Origin of the sequence: Paraburkholderia xenovorans LB400 (assembly GCF_000013645.1) — a bacterium.
GTDB lineage: Bacteria > Pseudomonadota > Gammaproteobacteria > Burkholderiales > Burkholderiaceae > Paraburkholderia > Paraburkholderia xenovorans.
The window spans coordinates 112,262-131,663 of the sequence record NC_007952.1 but is presented as its reverse complement, the minus strand read 5'-3'; the positions used below and the strand labels follow the sequence as shown (position 1 = coordinate 131,663).

21 protein-coding genes are annotated in these 19,402 nt (G+C 61.1%); 14 read left to right on the top strand and 7 right to left on the bottom strand.

The features are described from left to right. Nucleotides 1-30 precede the first annotated feature (30 nt). Genes BXE_RS22655 through BXE_RS22645 form a run of 3 tightly spaced genes read right to left on the bottom strand, consistent with a single transcriptional unit; the run spans nt 31 to nt 2,754 of the window. On the bottom strand, nt 31-1,320 hold the full coding sequence (locus BXE_RS22655; RefSeq protein ID WP_004574636.1) for an ISL3-like element ISPpu12 family transposase: 1,290 nt from the start codon (nt 1,318-1,320) through the stop codon (nt 31-33). A gap of 21 nt (nt 1,321-1,341) precedes the next feature. Further along, nucleotides 1,342-1,854, bottom strand: coding sequence for a signal peptidase II (gene lspA, locus BXE_RS22650; protein WP_004863699.1), 513 nt, complete (start codon nt 1,852-1,854; stop codon nt 1,342-1,344). A 3-nt stretch (nt 1,855-1,857) separates the two neighbouring features. Next, nucleotides 1,858-2,754, bottom strand: coding sequence for a cation transporter (locus tag BXE_RS22645; protein ID WP_004574643.1), 897 nt, complete (start codon nt 2,752-2,754; stop codon nt 1,858-1,860). Nucleotides 2,755-2,849: 95 nt separating this feature from the next. On the opposite strand from BXE_RS22645, the gene cadR reads away from it, so the two are divergent. From cadR to BXE_RS22575, 14 genes are all read left to right on the top strand, one after another. After that, nucleotides 2,850-3,257, top strand: a complete 408-nt coding sequence (gene cadR / locus BXE_RS22640; protein WP_011487781.1) for a Cd(II)/Pb(II)-responsive transcriptional regulator — start codon at nt 2,850-2,852, stop codon at nt 3,255-3,257. A gap of 534 nt (nt 3,258-3,791) precedes the next feature. Next, nucleotides 3,792-4,073, top strand: a complete 282-nt coding sequence (locus BXE_RS22635) for a Flp family type IVb pilin (RefSeq protein WP_040124166.1) — start codon at nt 3,792-3,794, stop codon at nt 4,071-4,073. Between the two features lie 25 nt (nt 4,074-4,098). Next, entirely contained in the window at nt 4,099-5,631 is a 1,533-nt protein-coding gene (locus BXE_RS22630) for a pilus assembly protein TadG-related protein (protein ID WP_011490468.1), read from the top strand. Then, entirely contained in the window at nt 5,628-6,512 is an 885-nt protein-coding gene (locus BXE_RS22625; RefSeq protein ID WP_011490467.1) for a hypothetical protein, read from the top strand. The genes BXE_RS22630 and BXE_RS22625 overlap by 4 nt, the downstream gene beginning before the upstream one ends. Further along, nucleotides 6,509-7,225: a hypothetical protein gene (locus BXE_RS22620; protein ID WP_011490466.1), complete on the top strand. Its 717-nt coding sequence runs from the start codon at nt 6,509-6,511 to the stop codon at nt 7,223-7,225. Before BXE_RS22625 ends, BXE_RS22620 begins: the two co-directional genes overlap by 4 nt. Before the next feature lies 1 nt (nt 7,226). Continuing rightward, nucleotides 7,227-7,433, top strand: a complete 207-nt coding sequence (locus BXE_RS22615; protein WP_011490465.1) for a hypothetical protein — start codon at nt 7,227-7,229, stop codon at nt 7,431-7,433. Nucleotides 7,434-7,453: 20 nt separating this feature from the next. Continuing rightward, nucleotides 7,454-8,545, top strand: a complete 1,092-nt coding sequence (gene cpaB / locus BXE_RS22610) for a Flp pilus assembly protein CpaB (protein WP_011490464.1) — start codon at nt 7,454-7,456, stop codon at nt 8,543-8,545. A 24-nt stretch (nt 8,546-8,569) separates the two neighbouring features. Next, nucleotides 8,570-10,357 (top strand): type II and III secretion system protein family protein, encoded by a 1,788-nt coding sequence (locus BXE_RS22605; RefSeq protein WP_011490463.1) that lies wholly within the window; start codon nt 8,570-8,572, stop codon nt 10,355-10,357. Nucleotides 10,358-10,380: 23 nt separating this feature from the next. Beyond that, on the top strand, nt 10,381-12,297 hold the full coding sequence (locus BXE_RS22600; RefSeq protein ID WP_011490462.1) for an ATPase, T2SS/T4P/T4SS family: 1,917 nt from the start codon (nt 10,381-10,383) through the stop codon (nt 12,295-12,297). A 12-nt stretch (nt 12,298-12,309) separates the two neighbouring features. Next, on the top strand, nt 12,310-13,158 hold the full coding sequence (locus BXE_RS22595; protein WP_011490461.1) for a type II secretion system F family protein: 849 nt from the start codon (nt 12,310-12,312) through the stop codon (nt 13,156-13,158). A 3-nt stretch (nt 13,159-13,161) separates the two neighbouring features. Next, entirely contained in the window at nt 13,162-14,043 is an 882-nt protein-coding gene (locus tag BXE_RS22590) for a type II secretion system F family protein (protein ID WP_011490460.1), read from the top strand. Then, nucleotides 14,040-14,390 (top strand): DUF192 domain-containing protein, encoded by a 351-nt coding sequence (locus tag BXE_RS22585; protein WP_011490459.1) that lies wholly within the window; start codon nt 14,040-14,042, stop codon nt 14,388-14,390. Before BXE_RS22590 ends, BXE_RS22585 begins: the two co-directional genes overlap by 4 nt. Then, complete coding sequence (locus tag BXE_RS22580) at nt 14,387-15,223, top strand: TadE/TadG family type IV pilus assembly protein (RefSeq protein ID WP_011490458.1); 837 nt, start codon at nt 14,387-14,389, stop codon at nt 15,221-15,223. The genes BXE_RS22585 and BXE_RS22580 overlap by 4 nt, the downstream gene beginning before the upstream one ends. Beyond that, a complete protein-coding gene (locus tag BXE_RS22575; protein ID WP_011490457.1) occupies nt 15,223-16,059 on the top strand; it encodes a lytic transglycosylase domain-containing protein in 837 nt (278 codons plus the stop codon). The genes BXE_RS22580 and BXE_RS22575 overlap by 1 nt, the downstream gene beginning before the upstream one ends. Nucleotides 16,060-16,094: 35 nt before the next feature. Here BXE_RS22575 and BXE_RS22570 read toward each other — a convergent pair whose 3' ends face one another. From BXE_RS22570 to BXE_RS22555, 4 genes are all read right to left on the bottom strand, one after another. Then, the gene (locus tag BXE_RS22570) at nt 16,095-16,481 is read right to left on the bottom strand and encodes an Hpt domain-containing protein (protein WP_011490456.1); all 387 of its coding nucleotides are present in this window, start codon (nt 16,479-16,481) and stop codon (nt 16,095-16,097) included. Next, nucleotides 16,478-17,119, bottom strand: coding sequence for a response regulator transcription factor (locus BXE_RS22565; RefSeq protein ID WP_011490455.1), 642 nt, complete (start codon nt 17,117-17,119; stop codon nt 16,478-16,480). Before BXE_RS22565 ends, BXE_RS22570 begins: the two co-directional genes overlap by 4 nt. A gap of 194 nt (nt 17,120-17,313) precedes the next feature. Next, a complete protein-coding gene (locus BXE_RS22560; protein ID WP_011490454.1) occupies nt 17,314-18,393 on the bottom strand; it encodes an OmpA family protein in 1,080 nt (359 codons plus the stop codon). 156 nt (nt 18,394-18,549) lie between these two features. Continuing rightward, complete coding sequence (locus tag BXE_RS22555; RefSeq protein WP_011490453.1) at nt 18,550-19,389, bottom strand: ABC transporter permease; 840 nt, start codon at nt 19,387-19,389, stop codon at nt 18,550-18,552. Between the last annotated feature and the right edge of the window lie 13 nt (nt 19,390-19,402).

The window sequence follows — 19,402 nt, the reverse complement described above, 5'->3', positions numbered from 1 at the left end:
CACCTTCACCCCATCAATCTGATACCACCCTCAGATGGTTGATAGATCGACTCCGTAGTTGAGTTCCTCTGCGAAGTCCGGCAGTCCGTAACCGATGGTTTTCTTGTAGAAAGGAGAGACCTTCGCAGTCGGTGCCTTCTTCTTGTGCTTCGTGGTGTAGAGCATTCGTGCCCGCATCACCTCGAAGGAGTAACCGCGCCCTTCACGGTTCTTGTCCTTGGCCAGTCGGTTGATGGACTCCGTGTAAGCGTTGGTGACGGGCATGTCCGTCTCGAAGTAGGTCATGGTCTCTTCGCGCCAGTTTCCCACTGCCCTGACCAGATCGCTCCAGACTTCCTTTTGGCCCTTCGGGATGGTGGCTATCCACTCGTCCAGGGCGGCTTCTGCCTGGAGCCGTGTGGTGGCGTCCCAGATGCCGTAGAAGCGCTCCTTGTGCTCGTAGGCGGCCAGCAGTTGCGGGAACGCGCCTGTCCAGGTCTCCATGATGAGGCGCTCCCGGTCTGAGACTTCGTGAGCGCGTTTCAGCAGGATTTTCCGGTCTCCCTTGAGAGTCCGGCTCTGGGACGGTTTCAGCTCCTTTCTGAGGCCCTTGCGCACTCTCTCTAGGGCATCGTTGGCCATGCGCACCACATGGAACTTATCGACCACGATACGGGCCTGGGGCAGCACAGCCTTGACCGCTGCCCGGTAGGGGTTCCACATGTCCATGCTGACGATCTCGACCTTCTGCCGGTCTTTCAGCTTCATCAGGTAGTTGGTCACCACGTCCTGGCGGCGGGTGGCCAGCAGGTCGAGCAGGGTTCGCTCCTCAATGTTGGTCAGAATGCAGCGGTAGCGCTTGTTCAGGTATAGCTCGTCAATGCCCAGGATGCGGGGCGTCTCGAAGCGGTGCCAGCGCCCCAGGAACTCGGCGCGGGCGTTGAAGATGTCGCGCACCGTCTTCTCGTCCAGGCCGGTCTGTGCCGCCACAAAGGTGTAGGGGTGGTTGAAGGATTCCTTCTCCACGTACTCATGCAGCCGCAGTGTCATACGGAATCCGTCCACCATCTCCGGTAGCTGGGGCCTGAATGTTGTCTTGCAGGCCCGGCAGGTGTATCGGCGGCGGACCACCCAGAGAGTGACCCGCTTGCCGTGGATGGGCAGATCACGATAGGGAACGTCACGCTTGCCGAACCGTACGAACTCACCCTGCACGCCGCATTCCTCGCAGGCGATGGGATCGGGCACGTCCACCTGGAAGTGCATTTCGTCGTCGGTTGATTTGCAGCCCAGTACTTGGTATTGCGGCAGGTGAAGGATGTTGTCGGGAAGTTCGGTCATGGTGTTGTATAGGCGTAGGTGTCAGTCAGATCCATCCGGCTCGGCATTGGTGTTTGCTTTTTTACCCAACAAGCTGCTGGAAACGAAAAGTAAGGCACCGAGGACAATTGCAATATCAGCCAGGTTGAAGGCCGGCCAATGCCAGTCTCGCCAATAGAAATCAAAGGAATCCACAACATAGCCGCGAAAGACCCGGTCAATCAGGTTGCCCATGGCGCCACCGAGGATAAGACTGTAAGCGATGGCTTCTCCTTTATGACGATTTTCAAGGATCAGCTTGATCAGAAAAATCGAGACCACTACCGCGATTCCGATAAAAAAGTAGCGCTGCCAGCCTCCACCATTCGCAAAAAGACTGAATGCGGCACCGGTGTTCCATAGGTGCACCCAGTTAAAGAACGGGGTCACCGAAACATACTCGCCATAGGCCATTGATTGCTGCACCAGCCACTTTACAGCCTGATCAGACGCTGCCAGCAGGCCCGATATGGACAATAGGGCATACGGCGAGAGCTTTTTGCCAATAATGAGCATTATTTAACCCTTCAACGCCAAAATGCGTCTGGCACCGTTAAGTACAATGCCCCCCGCGATGGTGCCGATAATCAGATCCGGATAATTGGAACCGGTCCACGCGACCAGGGCGCCGGCGGTGATGACCCCCAGGTTGATCACCACGTCGTTGGCCGAGAATATCCAGCTTGCCTTCATGTGCGCCCCGCCTTCCCGATGTTTGGATATGAGCAGCAGACAACTGGTATTGGCAATCAATGCGACGAATGCGATAGCCATCATCACCAGCGATTCAGGCTCACTACCGAATACAAAGCGTCTCACCACCTCTACGAGCACGCCCACAGCCAAGATCAGTTGCAGTACACCAGCAAGATGCGCGGCACGTACCTGCATTTTCACGCTATGTCCAACCGCATAAAGGGCAAGCCCGTACACCGCCGCATCGGCAAAATTGTCCAGGGATTCTCCAATCAGGCCGGTGGACTGGGCGATCAGACCGGCAGTCATTTCCACCACGAACAGAAGTGCATTGATGCCGAGCAACCAGCGCAGGGTCCCGGATTCTTGCTTAGCAGAAGCTGCCGAAAACTCGGCGGCCTTGATGGTCTCCGGATTTGCAGCGACGGTTTCCTGAAGCGAGGCGCCTAGCCCCAAGGTCTTCAGTTTCGAGGTGACGGGCTCGACCTCGCCGTCATGCACGACCTTCAGCCGGCGGTTCGACAAGTCGAAGGACAGCGCCCGAATCTCCTCAAAGCCGTTCAGGGCTAGGCGAATCATTCGTTCTTCTGATGGACAGTCCATCTTCGGCACGGCATAAACACTGACCCATCTCCCTGGCGCCTCGGAGGAGGCCTGTATATCGGTATCCGCTGCGGACGTTGCATCACCGCCACAGGCGCCACCACAGGATTTGCTCATGATACGACTCCACTTGAACAATGTTGTGGTACCATTTAAAACTATAAAGCTACTATAAGGTCAATAGAGTAAAGAATCCGTTGGGGAGGAGGCTGATGCGCATTGGTCAGTTGGCGCAGTTGGTAGGGGTCGAAACACAGACGATCCGCTTCTATGAACAGCAGGGCTTGTTGCCGCCGCCTGATCGGCAGGACAACGGTTACCGTGTCTATACCGAGAAGCATGGTGAGGGGCTGGCCTTCATCCGTCGCTGCAGAATCCTGGGCCTGTCACTGGCTGAGATTCACGAACTACAGAGCTATCAGGACGACCCTCATCAGCCTTGTGCCGCCGTCAACGCCTTGCTCGATGATCACATCTCTCATGTGCGGTCGCAGATAACCGCTCTGCAAGCGCTTGAGAAACAACTCGTTTCACTGAGAGCGAGTTGCAACGATGACCGGGAAGTTGAGGCGTGTGGGGTTCTTGCTGGAATTAGCGAAGGAAACATGCACCAGCAGTAGGTGAAGCATCAACCAGATAATCCGATGAGATGCCGGTCTGTCTCACTCTCATGCAAAGGTAAGATCAACCATTTAATCCGCTTACCCAAAAATCAGAGCACGCGAAATGCAGGTAGGAATTTTCCGAATTAACGCAAGATAAGTCATAGCCCATCCAGGTGCCGCAGCCAGCTTGAATCTGCGCTAGCTCCGCTGCCTGAACACCGAGCCATCTGCCGGTACTTCTGTGGCGCCGCCGCGACAGAAAGGCAGCTATAGAGGCCTGCATTTGCATACGCGCAGAAACCCGACCCGATATGCGGGTTCAAACCCACCTCCCGATACGCGGCGTCGCATGCGGAATTGCGCCGTTGATCCTCATAAACTTCGCAACCCTAAGAAGTCAACAGATTCTTATACTCCGCCCGACACCATTGCCCGTGGGTTTTGAACGGTGGGTTGCGTTTTTTATTTCTGTTCAAGACACGAGAGGTCGCAAAGTCGTGTCCAGGCACTACCAGATCGTCCACTTAACCTTTTTTCAAGTAAGAGACTATGAAAATTTCTCAAATCCGTCGCAAAAATAAGCAACTCGGTCAAGGCATGACCGAATACATCATCATCGTCGCCCTGATCGCCGTGTCGGCAATCGGCGTGTATTCGCTGTTCGGCCAGACGCTGCGTAACCAGACCTCCGGCCTCGCGATCGAAATGTCCGGTCAGGACGCCAAGAGCAATATCTCGACGGCGCAGACCAACGCGAACACGGCAACGAGCAACGCCAACCACACGAAGAACATGGGTACGTATAACGACAGCAACAACACGGGCAACTAATCTCTTCAGATTAGCGATATCCATAATGAAACGCTCTGCCCGCAAGGGCAGGGTCAGGGTCGCCGGCGCTAGCGGGCAGGCGCTGGTCCCTGCACTGATTTTTCTTCTGGCCGGCTGTATCGGTCTGTATGTGGCATTCAACTCGTTCCAGATGACGAGTGCCAAAATCAAACTTCAGAACACTGCCGACGCCGCCGCCTATAGCGCCGCCGTCCTGCAGGCACGCGACTACAACTTCTCCGCGTACACCAACCGCGCCATGATCGCCAATCAGGTCACCGCCGCGCAGGTGGTCGCACTGAAGTCGTGGATCGACGAGCTCGACGCCACTTACTCGCTATCGGAACTCGACGAAGCGGTCGATTCACTGGCGGATCACCCGGCTCAATGGAGCACGCCTAAACAGCTCGGCAAAAACGACATCGCGCCGGTGCGCGCAGCGCTGGACGCACTGCTGCCAACCGTGGCGAGAAACATTGGCTCGCTCAACCGTGCATTGAGCGTCGCGCAGGCGAACTACCATGCGGCGGTGATCACCACGGTCCCTGACACCGCGGATACGGTCGCGCAACTCAATCAGCCCGACACGCACGTCACAAGCGGATATTTCACCGGCTCGCGCAACGCGGCGCAGCTCGCGGCGTGGACCTCCTACACGGCCACGGTCATTCCCGCGGGCACGCTCGGAGCGGATGAATTCGCCGATGTGGTGACGGCCCCAGGCACGCTGGACGGCTTCGTCAAGAACCGCAATTCGAATCGCAGCGTCGCGCCCAACTTCCAGCAATTGACCGACACGGCCATCCGCATCTGCGGCGGCGCGAATAGCACGTTTACCGTGAACGTCACGCATGCCGGCGGTACCCAATTACGCAGCGACAAGTCCGGCTGGCAATCCATCGACGCGAGCACTGCGCAACTGAACGTGAGTTGTCTCGAAACATTCGGCGACGTAGCCGGTTCCGGCGGTAGCGCCAACGGCAACATCACCAGTTTCATGACGAATCCGCCCTTCGCCGCGTGGCAGGACTGGCAAGGCTACGGCGGCTACTTCAACTTCGGTTACCAGGGCAGCCTGACACCGGGATGGCAAGTGCCCGAAGCGATGGCCCACCAGTTCTCCGTGGGCCCCGGCCCCTCGCTCGACCCGGCTAACGGCGGCTTGCTGCCCTATCAGGAAGTCAACGGCGCCCGCCCTGGCAGCGAGGCGCCACGCATCACCATCGAAGTCACGCGCAATAGCGACACGCTGGTGAAGACCATAGGCCTGCAGGGCGGCGGGCGAATGGCGGTTGCCGACAATGCGGCAGGCGGGGCAATGCGCGCGCTCTCCAGCGCCAATGCCTATTTTGTGCGGCCAGACGAGACCTCCATTGGCGGCTCGATCATGGGCGGCTTGCTGAACGGCAGCCAATGGGCGCGCGCGGATCACGCCACCGAGTATCCGAGCCTCTTCAGCCCCTACTGGCAAGCGAGACTTGCACCGGTCAGCGACGAAGAGCGCGCTGCCGCACAAGCAAGCCAGATGTCCGCAGCAACGCAGGTGCAGAAACCATGAAGCGAATCGACATGAGAAACAGCGGGCAGTCCGGTCAGGCTATGGTGGAGTTCCTCGTTTCCATGACCCTGGTCATGAGCGTGCTGTTGCTCGCCATCGCCATGCTCGGCAAGTTCAACGACATCCGTCACCGAACGCTGATGGCCTCGCGTTACCTCGCATGGGAACGCACGGTGTGGTCGGACGGCGACGCCACGAAAAATCTCGCCAGTGATCCGGGCACCACGGAGGGCTGGTCGGGCACATATGGCGGCGCCGCACTCTCGGCGAGCAAGCTCGATACCGAACTCAAGCGCGAAGTGATGCAGCGCCTGATGGCAAACGACGGTTCGCCGATTTCAGGCACCGATCTCAAACAGAATGAACTGCCCGCCTCCCAGCCGGCCATGTGGCGCGACTATGGTGGCAATCCCTTGCTCGCCTCGTCGTCCGATATCGCGGTCAGCACGGGCGTGGCCGCCGATCCCGCCAGCAGCCTGAACGGCACTGCCCTCTCCCAGTGGGCCGTACCCACTGCAACCGGTGGCCAGTATCTCGCCCACCTGAGTTTGCCGACGAGCACGATGCGATCCGGCACGCTCAGCCTGTCAGTCGGCGGGAACAGCGACGTGCTCAAGCGATTCTGGCCGAAAGACGCCGCTCTTCCTGCGTTCAGCGGCCTCGCGTTCTCGGACACCAATGTGCTGATGACCAACAGCTGGATGCCGGACGGCTCCGCCAGCAACAAGGCTCTGTTCAGCCAGGCGGTGCCGGCCGCCAATGCCGTGCTCGTTCCGCCAGGCGGCTATCAAGGCTTGCAGAAGTACGCGCCGGAGATCACGTCGTTGCAGTTTGGCCGCGTTCAGCAAGACGTCGTACCCGCAAACCGTCTGAAACAATGAAATATGCCTATCACCTGGCGCGTGGCGCATGCCTCGGCAGCGCGTTGCTTTTCACCGGCAACGCGGTGGCAGCCAATGCGTGCAACAAAACACCCGTGCAGCCACAAAGCGTCCAGGCTATCGGGCGCGACATGATCGTGAACGGCGTGCCCACGTCGGTGGTGGGCATGCAGTTCTCCGGAACGACTGAAGACGTATCCAGGGCGTTTCGTGATTTCTGGATTCGCGAAGACGTGCCGGCGAAAGGCCGCACCAATTCCTCCGGACTACTGCTCAGCGCGCTGGACGATCACTGCCTGTACATACTCAGTATCCCGCCTCAACCCGAGGGCGATCACACTCGTGGGCTCATGAGCGTGGTGCGCCTCGGCAGCGATCAGGCGGACCACCGGATTCCCGATTCCGCCGTTCCGCTGCCAGAAGAAAGCGCGATCCTCTCGGACGTCGAAAGCCACGATCCCGGCCAGACGGGCCGCACCTGGCTCCTCGATATGCCGGGAAATCCGCAATGGAATGCACAGCGATATCGCAACAGTCTCGCCGCGCAAGGTTGGGTGAACGTCGGCCGCCAACCGGATTATCAGTCCACCGGCAACCGCGCCGCGCAAGGCACTGCATTCGCCATGCAACACGGCGCGGACAGTGTGGATGTCAGTTTTTCGGATCACGGCGGCAGAACGGCCGCAGTCGTCAATGCAATCAGGAACCGTTGAAATGTCAAAAGCAGAACTTGTTTCTTCCTTTGCGACGCGACGCAGCCGGCAGCGCGGCCAGGCCTATGCGGAGTATCTCGTGGTCACGACCGTTCTCGTCGGCGCGCTGGTGGTGGCGGACAGCAACGCCATAGCGCCGGTCGCCGCTCTCCTCTCGAGCTTCAAGTCGTTCTTCAGCGCCTATAGCTTCACCCTTTCGCTTCCCTGACCCGCAACGGTCGATCAGTCATGCTTAAGAAAATAAAATTCCGCTCGCTCCTCGCGAATTCATGGGTACTGCTGTTCCTCGCCGTACTGGTTGCAGGCGGCCTGACATTCCTCCTGTACAAATACCTCAACGACCGCGAGAAGAAACTCAAGGCGGACATGGACGCGCATCGCGTGCGCGCGGGCGTGACAGTCGTCGTGCCCGCACAGGACGTTCCCGTGGGTACGCCCCTGTCCAGCGGCGACTTTGTTGCCCGCGAGATTGCAGGCGATCTGGTCTACGACGACATGATCCGCGCAGACAACTTCGAACAATATCGCTCGTCACATCTCGTGAAACCGGTGCGGCGCGGCCTGCCTTTGCGCGCCGGCGACATCGACGCGCTGCGCGGCCGCGACTTTTCAGACGTCCTGCGGCCTGGCACGCGCGCGCTCACGGTCGAAATCGACACGGTCAACGCCACGGCCCTGCTGCTCCGTCCCGGCAATCACGTCGACGTGTACTGGGTCGGCAAGGTGTTCCACGAAGACCACACCTCCGACGAAAAGAAAGTGGCGCAACTGGTCATGCCGAACGTGCTGGTTCTCGCCACCGGCGAGGACATGCGCCCGCGCGACGCAGGCGAGGCCGCCCAGCAGGACCAGGCCAATGCCAACAGCAGTGCCATGAGCCGGCAGGCGGGCATGGGCTACACCACCGTCACGCTGGAAATTCCGGTGGACGACGTGGCGCGCGTCGCGCTTGCACAGAAGATCGGCGGTCTGCGACTGATCTTGCGCAACTCGGAAGACAAAGGGGCGGACGGCCCGTCCCTGGCTCAGGAAAGCGACGTGTTCATCGACCCGGCTCGCGGCCGGGTCACCGGCGGCACCGGCCCTGCGCCCCAAACGGTCGAAGTGATTTCGGGCGGCGGCGCAAATAGCACCAACGTCATCGTCTCTCAAGGCCCGGCCAGTGCGCCTGCCCAGGAGCCGCAGGCGCCCGCGCCGGCCGATGCGGGTCAATCGGCGTCCGCTTCGCCGCAGCGTCAACCGAGCCTCTATGAGCAGGCCAACGCCATCGCCCGACAGCTGCAGAAGGCCGCTGCGCCCAGCACGTCGAAGCAGAACTAAAGTACTGAGCCCAGGTTTCACACCATGAAAGTCAAAAACAATGCAGCGCCATTGCGCCGCCGGGTCCTGCCATCCGTCCTCGTCGGCATGTTGTTGTGCGAGGCCGCGCCGGCAGCGCTGGCACAAACCGCGCAAGCCGCTCATGCCGCTTACACCGCGGCCACGGACAGCCCGTCGGCGAGCACCCGTGTGCTCGAAATGTTCCGTGGCGAAGTGCGGATCCTGCACATTCCCGGCACCATCAAACGCATCGCCATCGGCAACGGCAAGCTGCTCACCGCGAATGTGGTCGACGGCAGCCTGATGCTGCTCGGCGAACAGGACGGCATCACCTCGCTCGTGGTGTGGAACGACAAGGGCATTGCGCTGCAAACCACGGTGCGCATCGCCAAAGCGGAAGTCAATGCTTCGCTGGAACAGTTGCGCGCCGTGCTCAGGTCCGTCGCAGGGCTGCGCATCGACGCGATCGGTTCGAATATCGTGCTGTCCGGCGTCATCCACCGCGACATGGCGGGCACCGTCAAGGCGGCCACGCAGGAGATGAAGAACGTGGTCGACACCACCACGTTCGACGAAGGCGACGCGCTGCGCAAGACCGTCCACTTCAAGGTGCAGATCATGGAAGTGACCCGCACCGGCCAGCGCAATCTCGGCATTGCCTGGGACAGCGCATTCAGAGGTCCGCAGATCGGCGGTGCCGCGAGCGTCGCAACGGGCGCCGCCAAAGCCATCACGGCCGGCACGAGCTACTTTCTCGCCGGCATTGCTTCGAACATCACCTCGCAAATCAACTTCGCGGTAGAAAACGGCGATGCGTATGTGCTCGCCGCGCCCGAACTCAATACGAAGAGCGGCGGCACGGCGAGTTTTCTGGCGGGCGGCCAGGTGCCGATTCCGCAGTCGGGCGCGCTCGGCACGACCAGCATCGAATACAAGGACTACGGCATCAAGCTGAGCATCGTTCCGGTTGTCGATGCGAACAACATCATCTCCGCGCATCTCACCACGGAGATCAGTCAGATCGACCCATCGGTGACGTATGCCGGCATGCCGGGCTTCCTGACTCGCAACACGAGTTCGGACATCTCCATGCGGGCCGGCGAGACGCTCGCCATTTCCGGACTGGTCAGCGCGGACGCGGCCAACGATTCCAATGGCATGCCATTTCTCAGCCAGGTGCCGATCATCGGGCAGCTGTTCCGCTCGGACCGCTTCCGCGCGAAGAAAAGCGATCTCGTGATTTTCGTGACGCCGGTCATTTCGGATCCTGAACTTTCGCCCAATACGGATTTGCTCGCGCGTGCCGACAAGCTCGATGAGAACTTCCGCAAGGAGTATGGCAACACGGACCCGCTTGTCGCAGACGAGGACAAGGCGAAGCACGTCACCACGCCGCGTCAGCCGATCGTGCCGACGCCTGCGCTGCTTCCCACGCCGGTTCGCAGCACGCCGCAAGTGCCGGCCGAGCCGCAGGCAAGCGCGCCGGTTGTGGCGGGTGCCGAAGGTCCGGCGACCCCACTCGCGGCGTCAGTTCAAACGCCAGCCTATGTTCCGGCCCAGATCCCGGCCCAGGCAGCGGCACCCGTTTCCGCTCAAGCGCCGGCCCAGACGCAGGCCGCCGGCGCGCCGGCGCAACTGCCGCCATCACCGCCGCCTGCCAGCACGCCGCCGGCAGGTGTCGCCGAGGCGCTGCGCATGCTGAACGACCCGCAGCATGCGCAAGCCATGCCGGCTCATGACCCGATGCAACCCGCTTCGAACGGCAAGGTGCCGCAGCAGCAAATCGGCGTGCTCGGCACGTCGAACAACTGAACGGACTCCAGCGGAGAAGCACCATGCTCAATCTTCAGGTACACGCGCGCAATGCGCCCGTTCGCACACTTCAGGTCGAACAGGGCTGTACGATCGGCAAGGACGCGAGCTGCGACGTGATTGTCAAGGGCCTGCTGATCGGCAAGCTGCAGGCGCGCATTGTCAGAGAACACAACGCCTATTACATCGAGGACCAGGGTGGCATTGCGGCCACGCTTGTCAACGGTACGGCGATCACCCGCTATGGCCCGTTGACCGAGGCAGACCAGATCGAAGTCGGCGTGACCACGATCAGAATCGTTCGTGCCGCAGTCGCCGCCCAGCCGCAGCCTCAGGATGCACAGCATGGACAGCAGGCGGCCCAGCCGTCGTCTGAAACGGCGCATGCCGGCCACGCTGCGACGCCAGTTGCGCGGCCGCTGCAAGCCCCTGCGTCCGCGCACATTGAGCCTTCGTTTGCCGTTGCGGCTCAGGTGCAACCAATGCCGGAGCCGTTCCACCCACCTGCGGTCGAGCGCAATGCAGCGCCTGCCGGCCACTACGCGCCGGCACGGCACGAGAGCATCGCCATGCCAACCCAGCGCGCGGCCGAAGTGCCGCCGCGCACGCCGCCCCCCCAGGTGAAAAAAACCGCCGCGGCGCCGTTGCCTGTCGCGCCGATCAACAGCCCGCTCGGTATCGAACTGCGCAAACAGGCGCATATGAAGGTGATCGCGGCACTCGACCTGCGTCGTCTGAATGTTGCGCGCATGGAGGAGGACGAACTGCGCAAGACTGTCAGCGCCGCGCTCGACGACATTCTGAATCACGACGCCAGCTTCCACACTGCCGACATTCCGCTCAGCGCGCTGAAGAAAAGCGTGTTCGACGAAATCATCGGACTCGGACCGCTCGAAGAGCTGATCGCGGATCCGACGGTGTCGGAAATCATGGTCAATTGCCACAACGAAATTTTCATCGAGCAGAACGGTCAGCTCACCCGTTCGCCCGTGATCTTCACCGACGACCGCGCGGTGCTCGGCGCCATCGAGCGAATCGTTGCGCCTATCGGCCGCCGTATCGACGAAAGCTCGCCGATGGTCGACGCCCGTCTGTCCGACGGCTCGCGGGTGAACGCCGTGATTCCCCCGCTCGCGCTGAAAGGCCCCAGCATCACGATCCGGAAATTCTCCAGGCAGAAACTCGGCGGCGAAGACCTGATCAGGTTCGGCTCAATGTCGCCGGACATGCTGGAGTTCCTTCACACGGCGGTCAAGGAAGGGGCCAACATCGTCATCTCGGGTGGCACGGGTTCGGGCAAGACTACCTTGCTGAACGTGCTGTCGAGCTACATTCCCGACGACGAGCGCATCGTCACCGTGGAAGACGCCGCCGAACTTCAACTGTCGCAGCCGAACCTCGTCTCGCTCGAAGCGCGCCCGGCCAACATGGAGGGCAAAGGCGCCATACACATACGCGACCTCGTAAAAAACTGCCTGCGGATGCGGCCGGACCGGATCGTGATCGGCGAGTGCCGCGGCGGCGAGGCGCTGGACATGTTGCAGGCCATGAACACGGGCCACGACGGCTCGCTCACCACGGCGCACGCCAACACGCCGCGCGACTGTATCGCGCGGCTCGAAGTGATGACGCTCATGGCGGGTCTCGATCTTCCGGTGCAGGCCATTCGCGAACAGATCTGCTCTGCGGTCGACCTCATCGTGCAGCAATCGCGCTTTTCCTGCGGCTCGCGCCGCGTCACGCACGTCACCGAAGTGAGCGGCATGGAATCGGGTGTGATCACGCTGCAAGACGTTTTCGTCTTCAAGGAAGAAGGTTTCAGCGAGCACGGCAAGATTCAGGGCAAGTTCGTCCCCACCGCCTATGTGCCCGATTTCTATCAGGAGTTGATTCGCAGGCGCATTCCGGTGAATACCGACATCTTCACGCGCATCGAATAAGGGCGGCCGGTCATGAGTCTTCCCCTTATTCTCGCGCTGGCATTCTTTGGCAGCCTGTTCCTGATCTTTCTGCTCTCGCGCATGGGCACCTCCACGCTCAGGGCCGGCTCGCGCCAGATGGCGGGCGAAATCGAATCGTCGCTCGCCGACGCCTTCGTGTTCGTCAACCGCCAGAAGGCCGCGGCGTGGAGCATGGTTGTCATGGTCGGCTTGCCGGTCATCGTCTTTCTGTTCAGCCACAGCATTCTGTTCGCGCTGGCATCCGTGCCGATCGCCATGATGCTGCCGAAGAAATACCTCAAGCGCATGCGCAAGAAGCGCATCGAGGCGCTGGAGAAACAGTTGCCGGACGCGTTGCTGATGATGTCCGGCGCATTGCGCGCCGGCGCAAGCTTTCCCGCGGCGCTCGAAGCTGTCGTCTACGAGACCGCGCCACCCATCTCACAGGAATTCGACCTGTTGATGCGTGAAATCCGCCTCGGCATCGATCTGGACATCGCCATGCGAAACGTCGAAAAACGCATTCCGATTCCCGACCTGCTGATGATGACCGCGGCCGTCACGATCGCGCGCGAAGTGGGCGGCAATCTGGCCGAAGCGCTCGAGTCCGTTGCGCGCACCTTGCGCGAAAAGCTGCAGATGGAAGGCAAGATCAGGGCGTTGACATCACAAGGCCGCATGCAGGGCATCGTGATGACCTGTCTGCCGCTCTTTCTGATGCTCGTACTGCGTTTCATGGAAGCCAAGGCAATGGCGCCGCTTTTCAGCGAGCCGGTGGGCTGGGCCACGCTGGCGGTCATCGGCGTGATGGAGTGCCTCGGCTACTTCTGGATTTCCAGGATCACCAACATCGACGTGTGACCTATGCTGCTATTCATTGCCTTTCTGGTCAGCTTCGGCCTGATCGCATTCATCGCCGTCGGCTACCGGTCGCTCAACGGTCTCGCCGGTGCCGTGCCCGAGGAGGACCGTCTCTTCCTCGACCCCTTGCCGAAGTCGCTCCGGCCGCTGTGGCCGCTCGTCAATTTCGTGGTTCACCATTTCGGCAACTCGTTTAGCGCGAAGCTGGTGGAAAAGACCGATCTGCAATTGCGGCTGACCTCGCTCACGTTCCTGATGAACGCGCGTCAGTTCATCGCCTTGTCCATCATCGCTTCGATTCTCGCTTCGCTCGTTACGCTGTTGCTCATGCTGGCGCTTGGCATGTTTTCGGTGCTGATATTGATCCTCGTCGCCGCACTCGGCTACTTCTATCCGCGCATCTGGACACGTGATGTGCGCCGCCGCCGCGTCGCTCAGATTCTCAGGCATCTGCCGATCTATCTCGACTTTCTGACGCTCGCCGTCGAAGCCGGCCTGAATATCAACGGTGCGATTCAGAAGGCCGTTGAAAAAGGCCCGGAGGGTCCGTTGCGCCGGGAGCTCGAACACGTGCTACGCGATCTCAAGTCCGGGTTGAACCGCACGGAAGCACTGCGCCGCCTCGACGACCGGCTGCGCATCAAGGAGGTCACGAATCTGGTGGGCACAGTTGTTCAGGCGGAACGCATGGGTTCGGGACTGGCGAAGTCGTTGCGCTTTCAGTCCGAACAGCGCCGCTCGGAACGTTTCCAGCGTGCCGAGAAGCAGGCAATGGAAGCGCCGGTGAAACTCGTGTTCCCGCTTCTGTTCTTTATCTTCCCGATCACCTTTATCGTGCTGGGATTCCCGATTGCGATGAAATTCGTGCAGGAGGGTTTGCTGTGAAGCGGGCGCGCCTTCACGTTCGTGGGCACGACATCGGCGTGGAAGTGTCGATCACCGAAACCGCGCGGGAATGCATGCGCGGTCTGCTGGGCCGCGCCGCGCTGGCGTCCGGCGAAGCACTGCTGCTCGATCGCTGCGGATCGGTCCACACGTTCGGCATGCGCTTTGCCATCGACGTGCTGTTTCTCGACCGGCGGCAACGCGTTGTCGCGATCCATCACGACGTACCCAGGCGGCGCATGTTGTTCAGCCTGCGCGCAACCCACACCCTGGAGATGCCGGCCCACTCGGCGCGCCGGCATGGACTGGCTGTCGGCGATTCCCTTGTTTTCGAGGCAACCTCGTGAACCCTCCCGATCTGAAATTGCAGCAAATTCCGAGCCGCCGCACGAGACTGACCGGCAACGCACGCAGGACCTCGCAGTCGGGTCAGTCGATGACAGAGTTCATCATCATCGCGCCCGTGCTGCTGTTCGTCTGTTTTGGCATCCTGCAGTTCGTGTTGCTGTATCAGGCAAAGTCGACCCTGGATGTGGCCGCACTGGAGGCCGCCCGCGAAGGCGCGGTCAATCACGGCTCGATGCAGTCGATGCGCAACGGGCTCGCACGCGGACTCGCACCTCTTTACGCGCATCAGGCAAATGCCGAGGGCGTCGCAGCGGCGCTCGCCAGCGCTCAAACCGACGCGGCCAGATTCAGCAGCATCACCGTCCTCAATCCTACCCCGGCGGCCATTCAGGACTATTCGCGGCCCCGTTACTACGCGGACCAGGCGGCAACCTATTCGGAAATACCCAACGACTCGCTGATGTATCGCGATTCCTCTGTGCCACCGGGTGCAATGTCGCGCATGAACATTCAGGACGCCAACCTGCTGAAGATCCACGTGCACTACTGCTACGACATGTACGTGCCGCTGGTGAACAAGGTGATCTATTACGCCGCCAACGTTATCGGCGCTATCGGTACAGGCGGCATTCTGACTCGCGAGCCGGCCAACGTGACTCAGGACCCGTACGGCGATCCGAAAAATGGCGACTATCTCTGCAAGGTCAAACTCGCGGACGGTATCGCGACCGGCCACTGGCCAATCTCGCTGGATTCGGAGGCGATGGTGCGCATGCAGTCGCCGCTCAGGGCTTCAGCCTTGAACGACTCGCCGAACCCGACAGGCAATTGATGTCGCGTGGCGTTAAAGGCGGACTGGCTGTGCTGGCAGGTGCCGTGGCAACGCGGTATTGCATGGCCTCGGTGCGGACACTGCTGCCCGGCGTCCTGATCGCGACAAGTGCCTATGTATCGCTCGACGCTCGGGCCGCCGACGCCACCCATGCACGCCAACGCCGTTCGCGAGGCGTGGTCATGATGATTGGGGGAATGACGAGCGGTGGTGATACCGCCGTGCTGCCGGCGCGCGCGGCGCCGGTGGCGCCTCTTGCGGCAGCCGGCGACGCCGGCCGGCAGTCCGTCGTGATCCAGTCGGGCGGCCTGGCATTGAACGACGTGGTGCGGCAAACGTCCGCCTCGGTCGCATCGCGTGTCATGGCGCTCTCGCCGATCATCAACGAGGCCGCCCGCGTCGCCGATGTGGACAGCGCGCTGCTGATGGCGGTGATCGATGTGGAGTCCGGAGGCAATCCGCAAGCCGTGTCGCCCAAAGGCGCGACCGGCCTCATGCAGTTGATGCCCGACACGGGTGCGCGGCACGGCGCGTCCGATCTGTTCGATCCGCGCCAGAACGTCGCGGCGGGCGCGCGCTATCTGAAAGCGCTCATGCGCCAGTTCGGCGGGCTTCCGCTTGCTCTCGCGGCCTATAACGCCGGCGAAGGTGCCGTCCAGAAATACGGTGGTCAGATACCGCCGTATGCGGAAACCCTGAACTATGTACCCAAGGTCATCGCGCGATACCGGTGGTATCGGGATGCAGCTTCTTTCCCGGCTACGGCGTCGGTGCAAGCAGTTCCGAACGGCGTCCACGATCGGTTTCTGCTAGTCGGCTCCGGCGGCGTGGACTGAGCGCAACCCGGCGACGAAACACTCGCGGGTCCAGGCTAGTCGGTACTGGTCAGCGCCTTCCCGATCGATGCACCGAGCTCCCCGAGCGCGTCGGCCACATGCGGCAGAAGTGCCGTTGCGAGTACGATATCGCGCCCACGCGCCGCCGCTTCCAGTCGCGTCAGCAGCGCGAACACCTCGTGGCATTCCAGCATGCGCGCCGATCCCGCGATGCGATGCGCCGCGCTGCCCACGCCATCCCACGAAGCGGTCCGGAAACTGTCGCGCAACGCGGCGAGTGCCGTTCGATCGGTTTGCGCAATCATCTCGAGCAGACGCCGGGCGGTAACGTGGTCGCCGCCCGCTAGTTCCAGTGCTTTCTGCTGAAGCAGATGAGGGTCGCCGGCAAACCCGGCCTGCTTCGTCGCGCCAACGGGCTTCATTGCACGGAGGCGATCCGGCAACGCCTCGCCAGATCGATCAGCTCAACGAGTGATTTGACAGCGAGCTTCTGCATGATGCGTGTTTTGTGGCTGCTGACGGTTTTATTGCTGATGAACAGGGCGTCTCCAATCGCCTTGTTCGACATGCCCTTCGACAGCATCTGCAGAATCACGAGTTCTTTGTCCGACAGCAGTCCGATTCTCTGCTCTTCTCCTCCCGCGCCGACAGCGGCCACCATGCCGGACCCATTGGCCGTCACAGGGAACACGGTATAGCCGGCCAGCACCGCCTCCACGCCGCGCATGATCTCTTTCATTTCCTGCGACTTGCCGACGAAACCGTGGACGCCCGAGCGCATCGCGCGCGGCGCGAACGTGGCCGGGTCGTGGCCCGACAGCACCATCACCCGAATGGGCGGATGAACGAGCCTGAGGCGGGGGATCACATCGAGTCCACTAATGCGCGGAATATCGAGATCCAGTATGGCGAGTTCCGGGGTGTGCACCCGGGCCATTTCCACTGCGGTCTGGCCGTTATCGGCTTCGATCACCTCTTCCACGCCAAGCAATTGCATGAGTTGCATTTTGATGACCATGCGAAACGCCGGATGGTCGTCGATAACCAGAATAGTTGACATATTTCTTATTCCTTCTGAACACACGCGTTAAGACGCCGATTGATGTCAGCGCCAAGCTTGAGGACGCACGAATGTGTGCGGCACAATGGCCCGTGGCGAATGGTGGTACGACACGGACTTGTCGAAACGATCGACCTTCTGCGCGCTCTTGTTCGCGCGCCGGAACGCAGGATCGTGTTAGATGCAAGGACACACTAGGAACGCGCCGCGACAAGTTCGATCTCGACGCGGCGATTCGGCGCGAGGCATTTCACCAGGGCATCGCGCTTTGTTCGGCGGCAGTCGACCAGCGGATTCGCGCTGCCTCTGCCTTGCGCAGTGATCGGCACGCTCACGCCATGCGCTCGTAGATATCGCTCGACCGTCCGTGCACGCTGCATGGACAAACCGAGGTTGTATGACTTGTCGCCGAGGCGGTCGGCGTAGCCGGTGATCTTCAGTTCATGCAGCGCGGGAGCGTTGTTCAGACCTGTTGCCACGTCGTCGAGCTGGCGCTTGCCGGCGGGCAGCATGGCGGCTTCGTCGCCGCCGTTGAAACGGAAAAGGGAATCGGCCTTCAGCGTGATCTTTTGCTGCGGTTTGGCAACAGAACCTTGCTCTGGCGCGGACATGGATGCGGGCGCCTGAAGCGCCTGCTTGCATTGCAGCGCTCTTTGCGCCGACTGGCGCAAGTTGTCCTGCACCTCGGGCAAGCGTTTCTCGGCGTTGGTGAAGCTGCGGCGCCATGCATCATGCCCGGCTTGCGCGAGTTCGACTTCGGCGCACGCGAGCGGCTGCTGTGCCTGCGGGCATTGAGCAACCGCAGGATCCGCCTTGATGGTATTGACGATCTTCCACAGATCGGGGCGCACCGTGGATACGGTGCGCAGTGCGGGATTGGCAGCGGATAGCGGCGCGCCGTTCTCGAGGCCTATTGTGATGGTGGCCGCCTGGCCGATTGCCTCCTCGACGAATCCCCAACGGTCATTAGCTTGCCGCGCCTGTTGGGCGGCATTGATCCAGCATTGTGCTTTGGCGTAAAAATAGCTGTTCTTATCGCCCGGCAGGCGGTCGAGCCGCGTCTGCAGGCCGGCCAGCGCCGTATTACTGCTTGCGATGGGTGCGTAGGTGCTGACCCATTGCGCGTTGACCGCGCCTGCGGCTTCGTCCTGCGTAGCGCCGAAACCGGTTTTCAGCAATGTGGCATCTTCGATGCCGAGTCGTTCACGCGCGGCGTGGTCCGCGCAGGCCGTCAAGGCCAGCGCGCACACAAGCACCGTTAGCTGGTGTTTCATTGATTCTCTGCGACGAGCGCATCTTCTTATCGACGCCTACGAGTATGAAGAGACGCAGATACGCAGGGAATGGGAACAATCTTAGAATAACACCGACAATTTGCTGTTTATGATGCATCTCGAATAAGGGCGGTCTTCCGATTGCACTGCATGCAATCAAGCCCTGACCGCCCGTGCTGCATTTCGCCCACGCAGCCACTCGAGCGCCAGCAACAGGCTGGTCGAAAAGATAATCAGAATGGTCGCCAGCGCGGCGATGGTCGGGCTGATGTTTTCCCGAATGCCGGTAAACATCTGCCGGGGCAGCGTAGTCTGATCCGCGCCCGCGAGGAACAGGGTCACGACGACTTCATCGAATGAAGTCGCGAACGCGAACAGCGCGCCCGAGATCACGCCCGGCGCGATGACCGGCAACGTGATGCGGAAAAACGTCTTCACCGGATTCGCACCCAGCGACAAACTCGCGCGCACCAGGTTGTAGTTGAAACCCTGCAACGTCGCCGCAACCGTGGTCACGACAAACGGCACACCGAGCGACGCATGCGCGAGAATCAGGCCGATATACGTATTGGCCAGTCCAAGCGGCGCAAAGAACAGATACATGCCCACGCCGACCACCACCACCGGCACGATCATCGGCGAAATCAGGATCGCCATGAGCAACCCTTTGCCGCGGAAATTCGCTTTGGTCAGGCCGATTGCCGCCAGCGTGCCGAGCACGGTCGCGACCACCGTCGCCGAAGGCGCGACGATAAAGCTGTTCCTGGCGGCCATGCGCCATTCGTCGGATGCAATCAGGTTCTGATACCAGCGCAGCGACCAGCCCGGAATCGGATACACCAGGAACGTGCTCGACGAAAACGACAGCGGTACGATCGCCAGCACCGGCAAGATGAGATACAGCAGCGTCAGCACGGCGAGACCGCGCAGCGCGAAATACCAGACGCGCTCCACCCACGACGTATGCGGCGCGAACAATGGCTTGGCAAGTTTCATTGCAATGACTCCG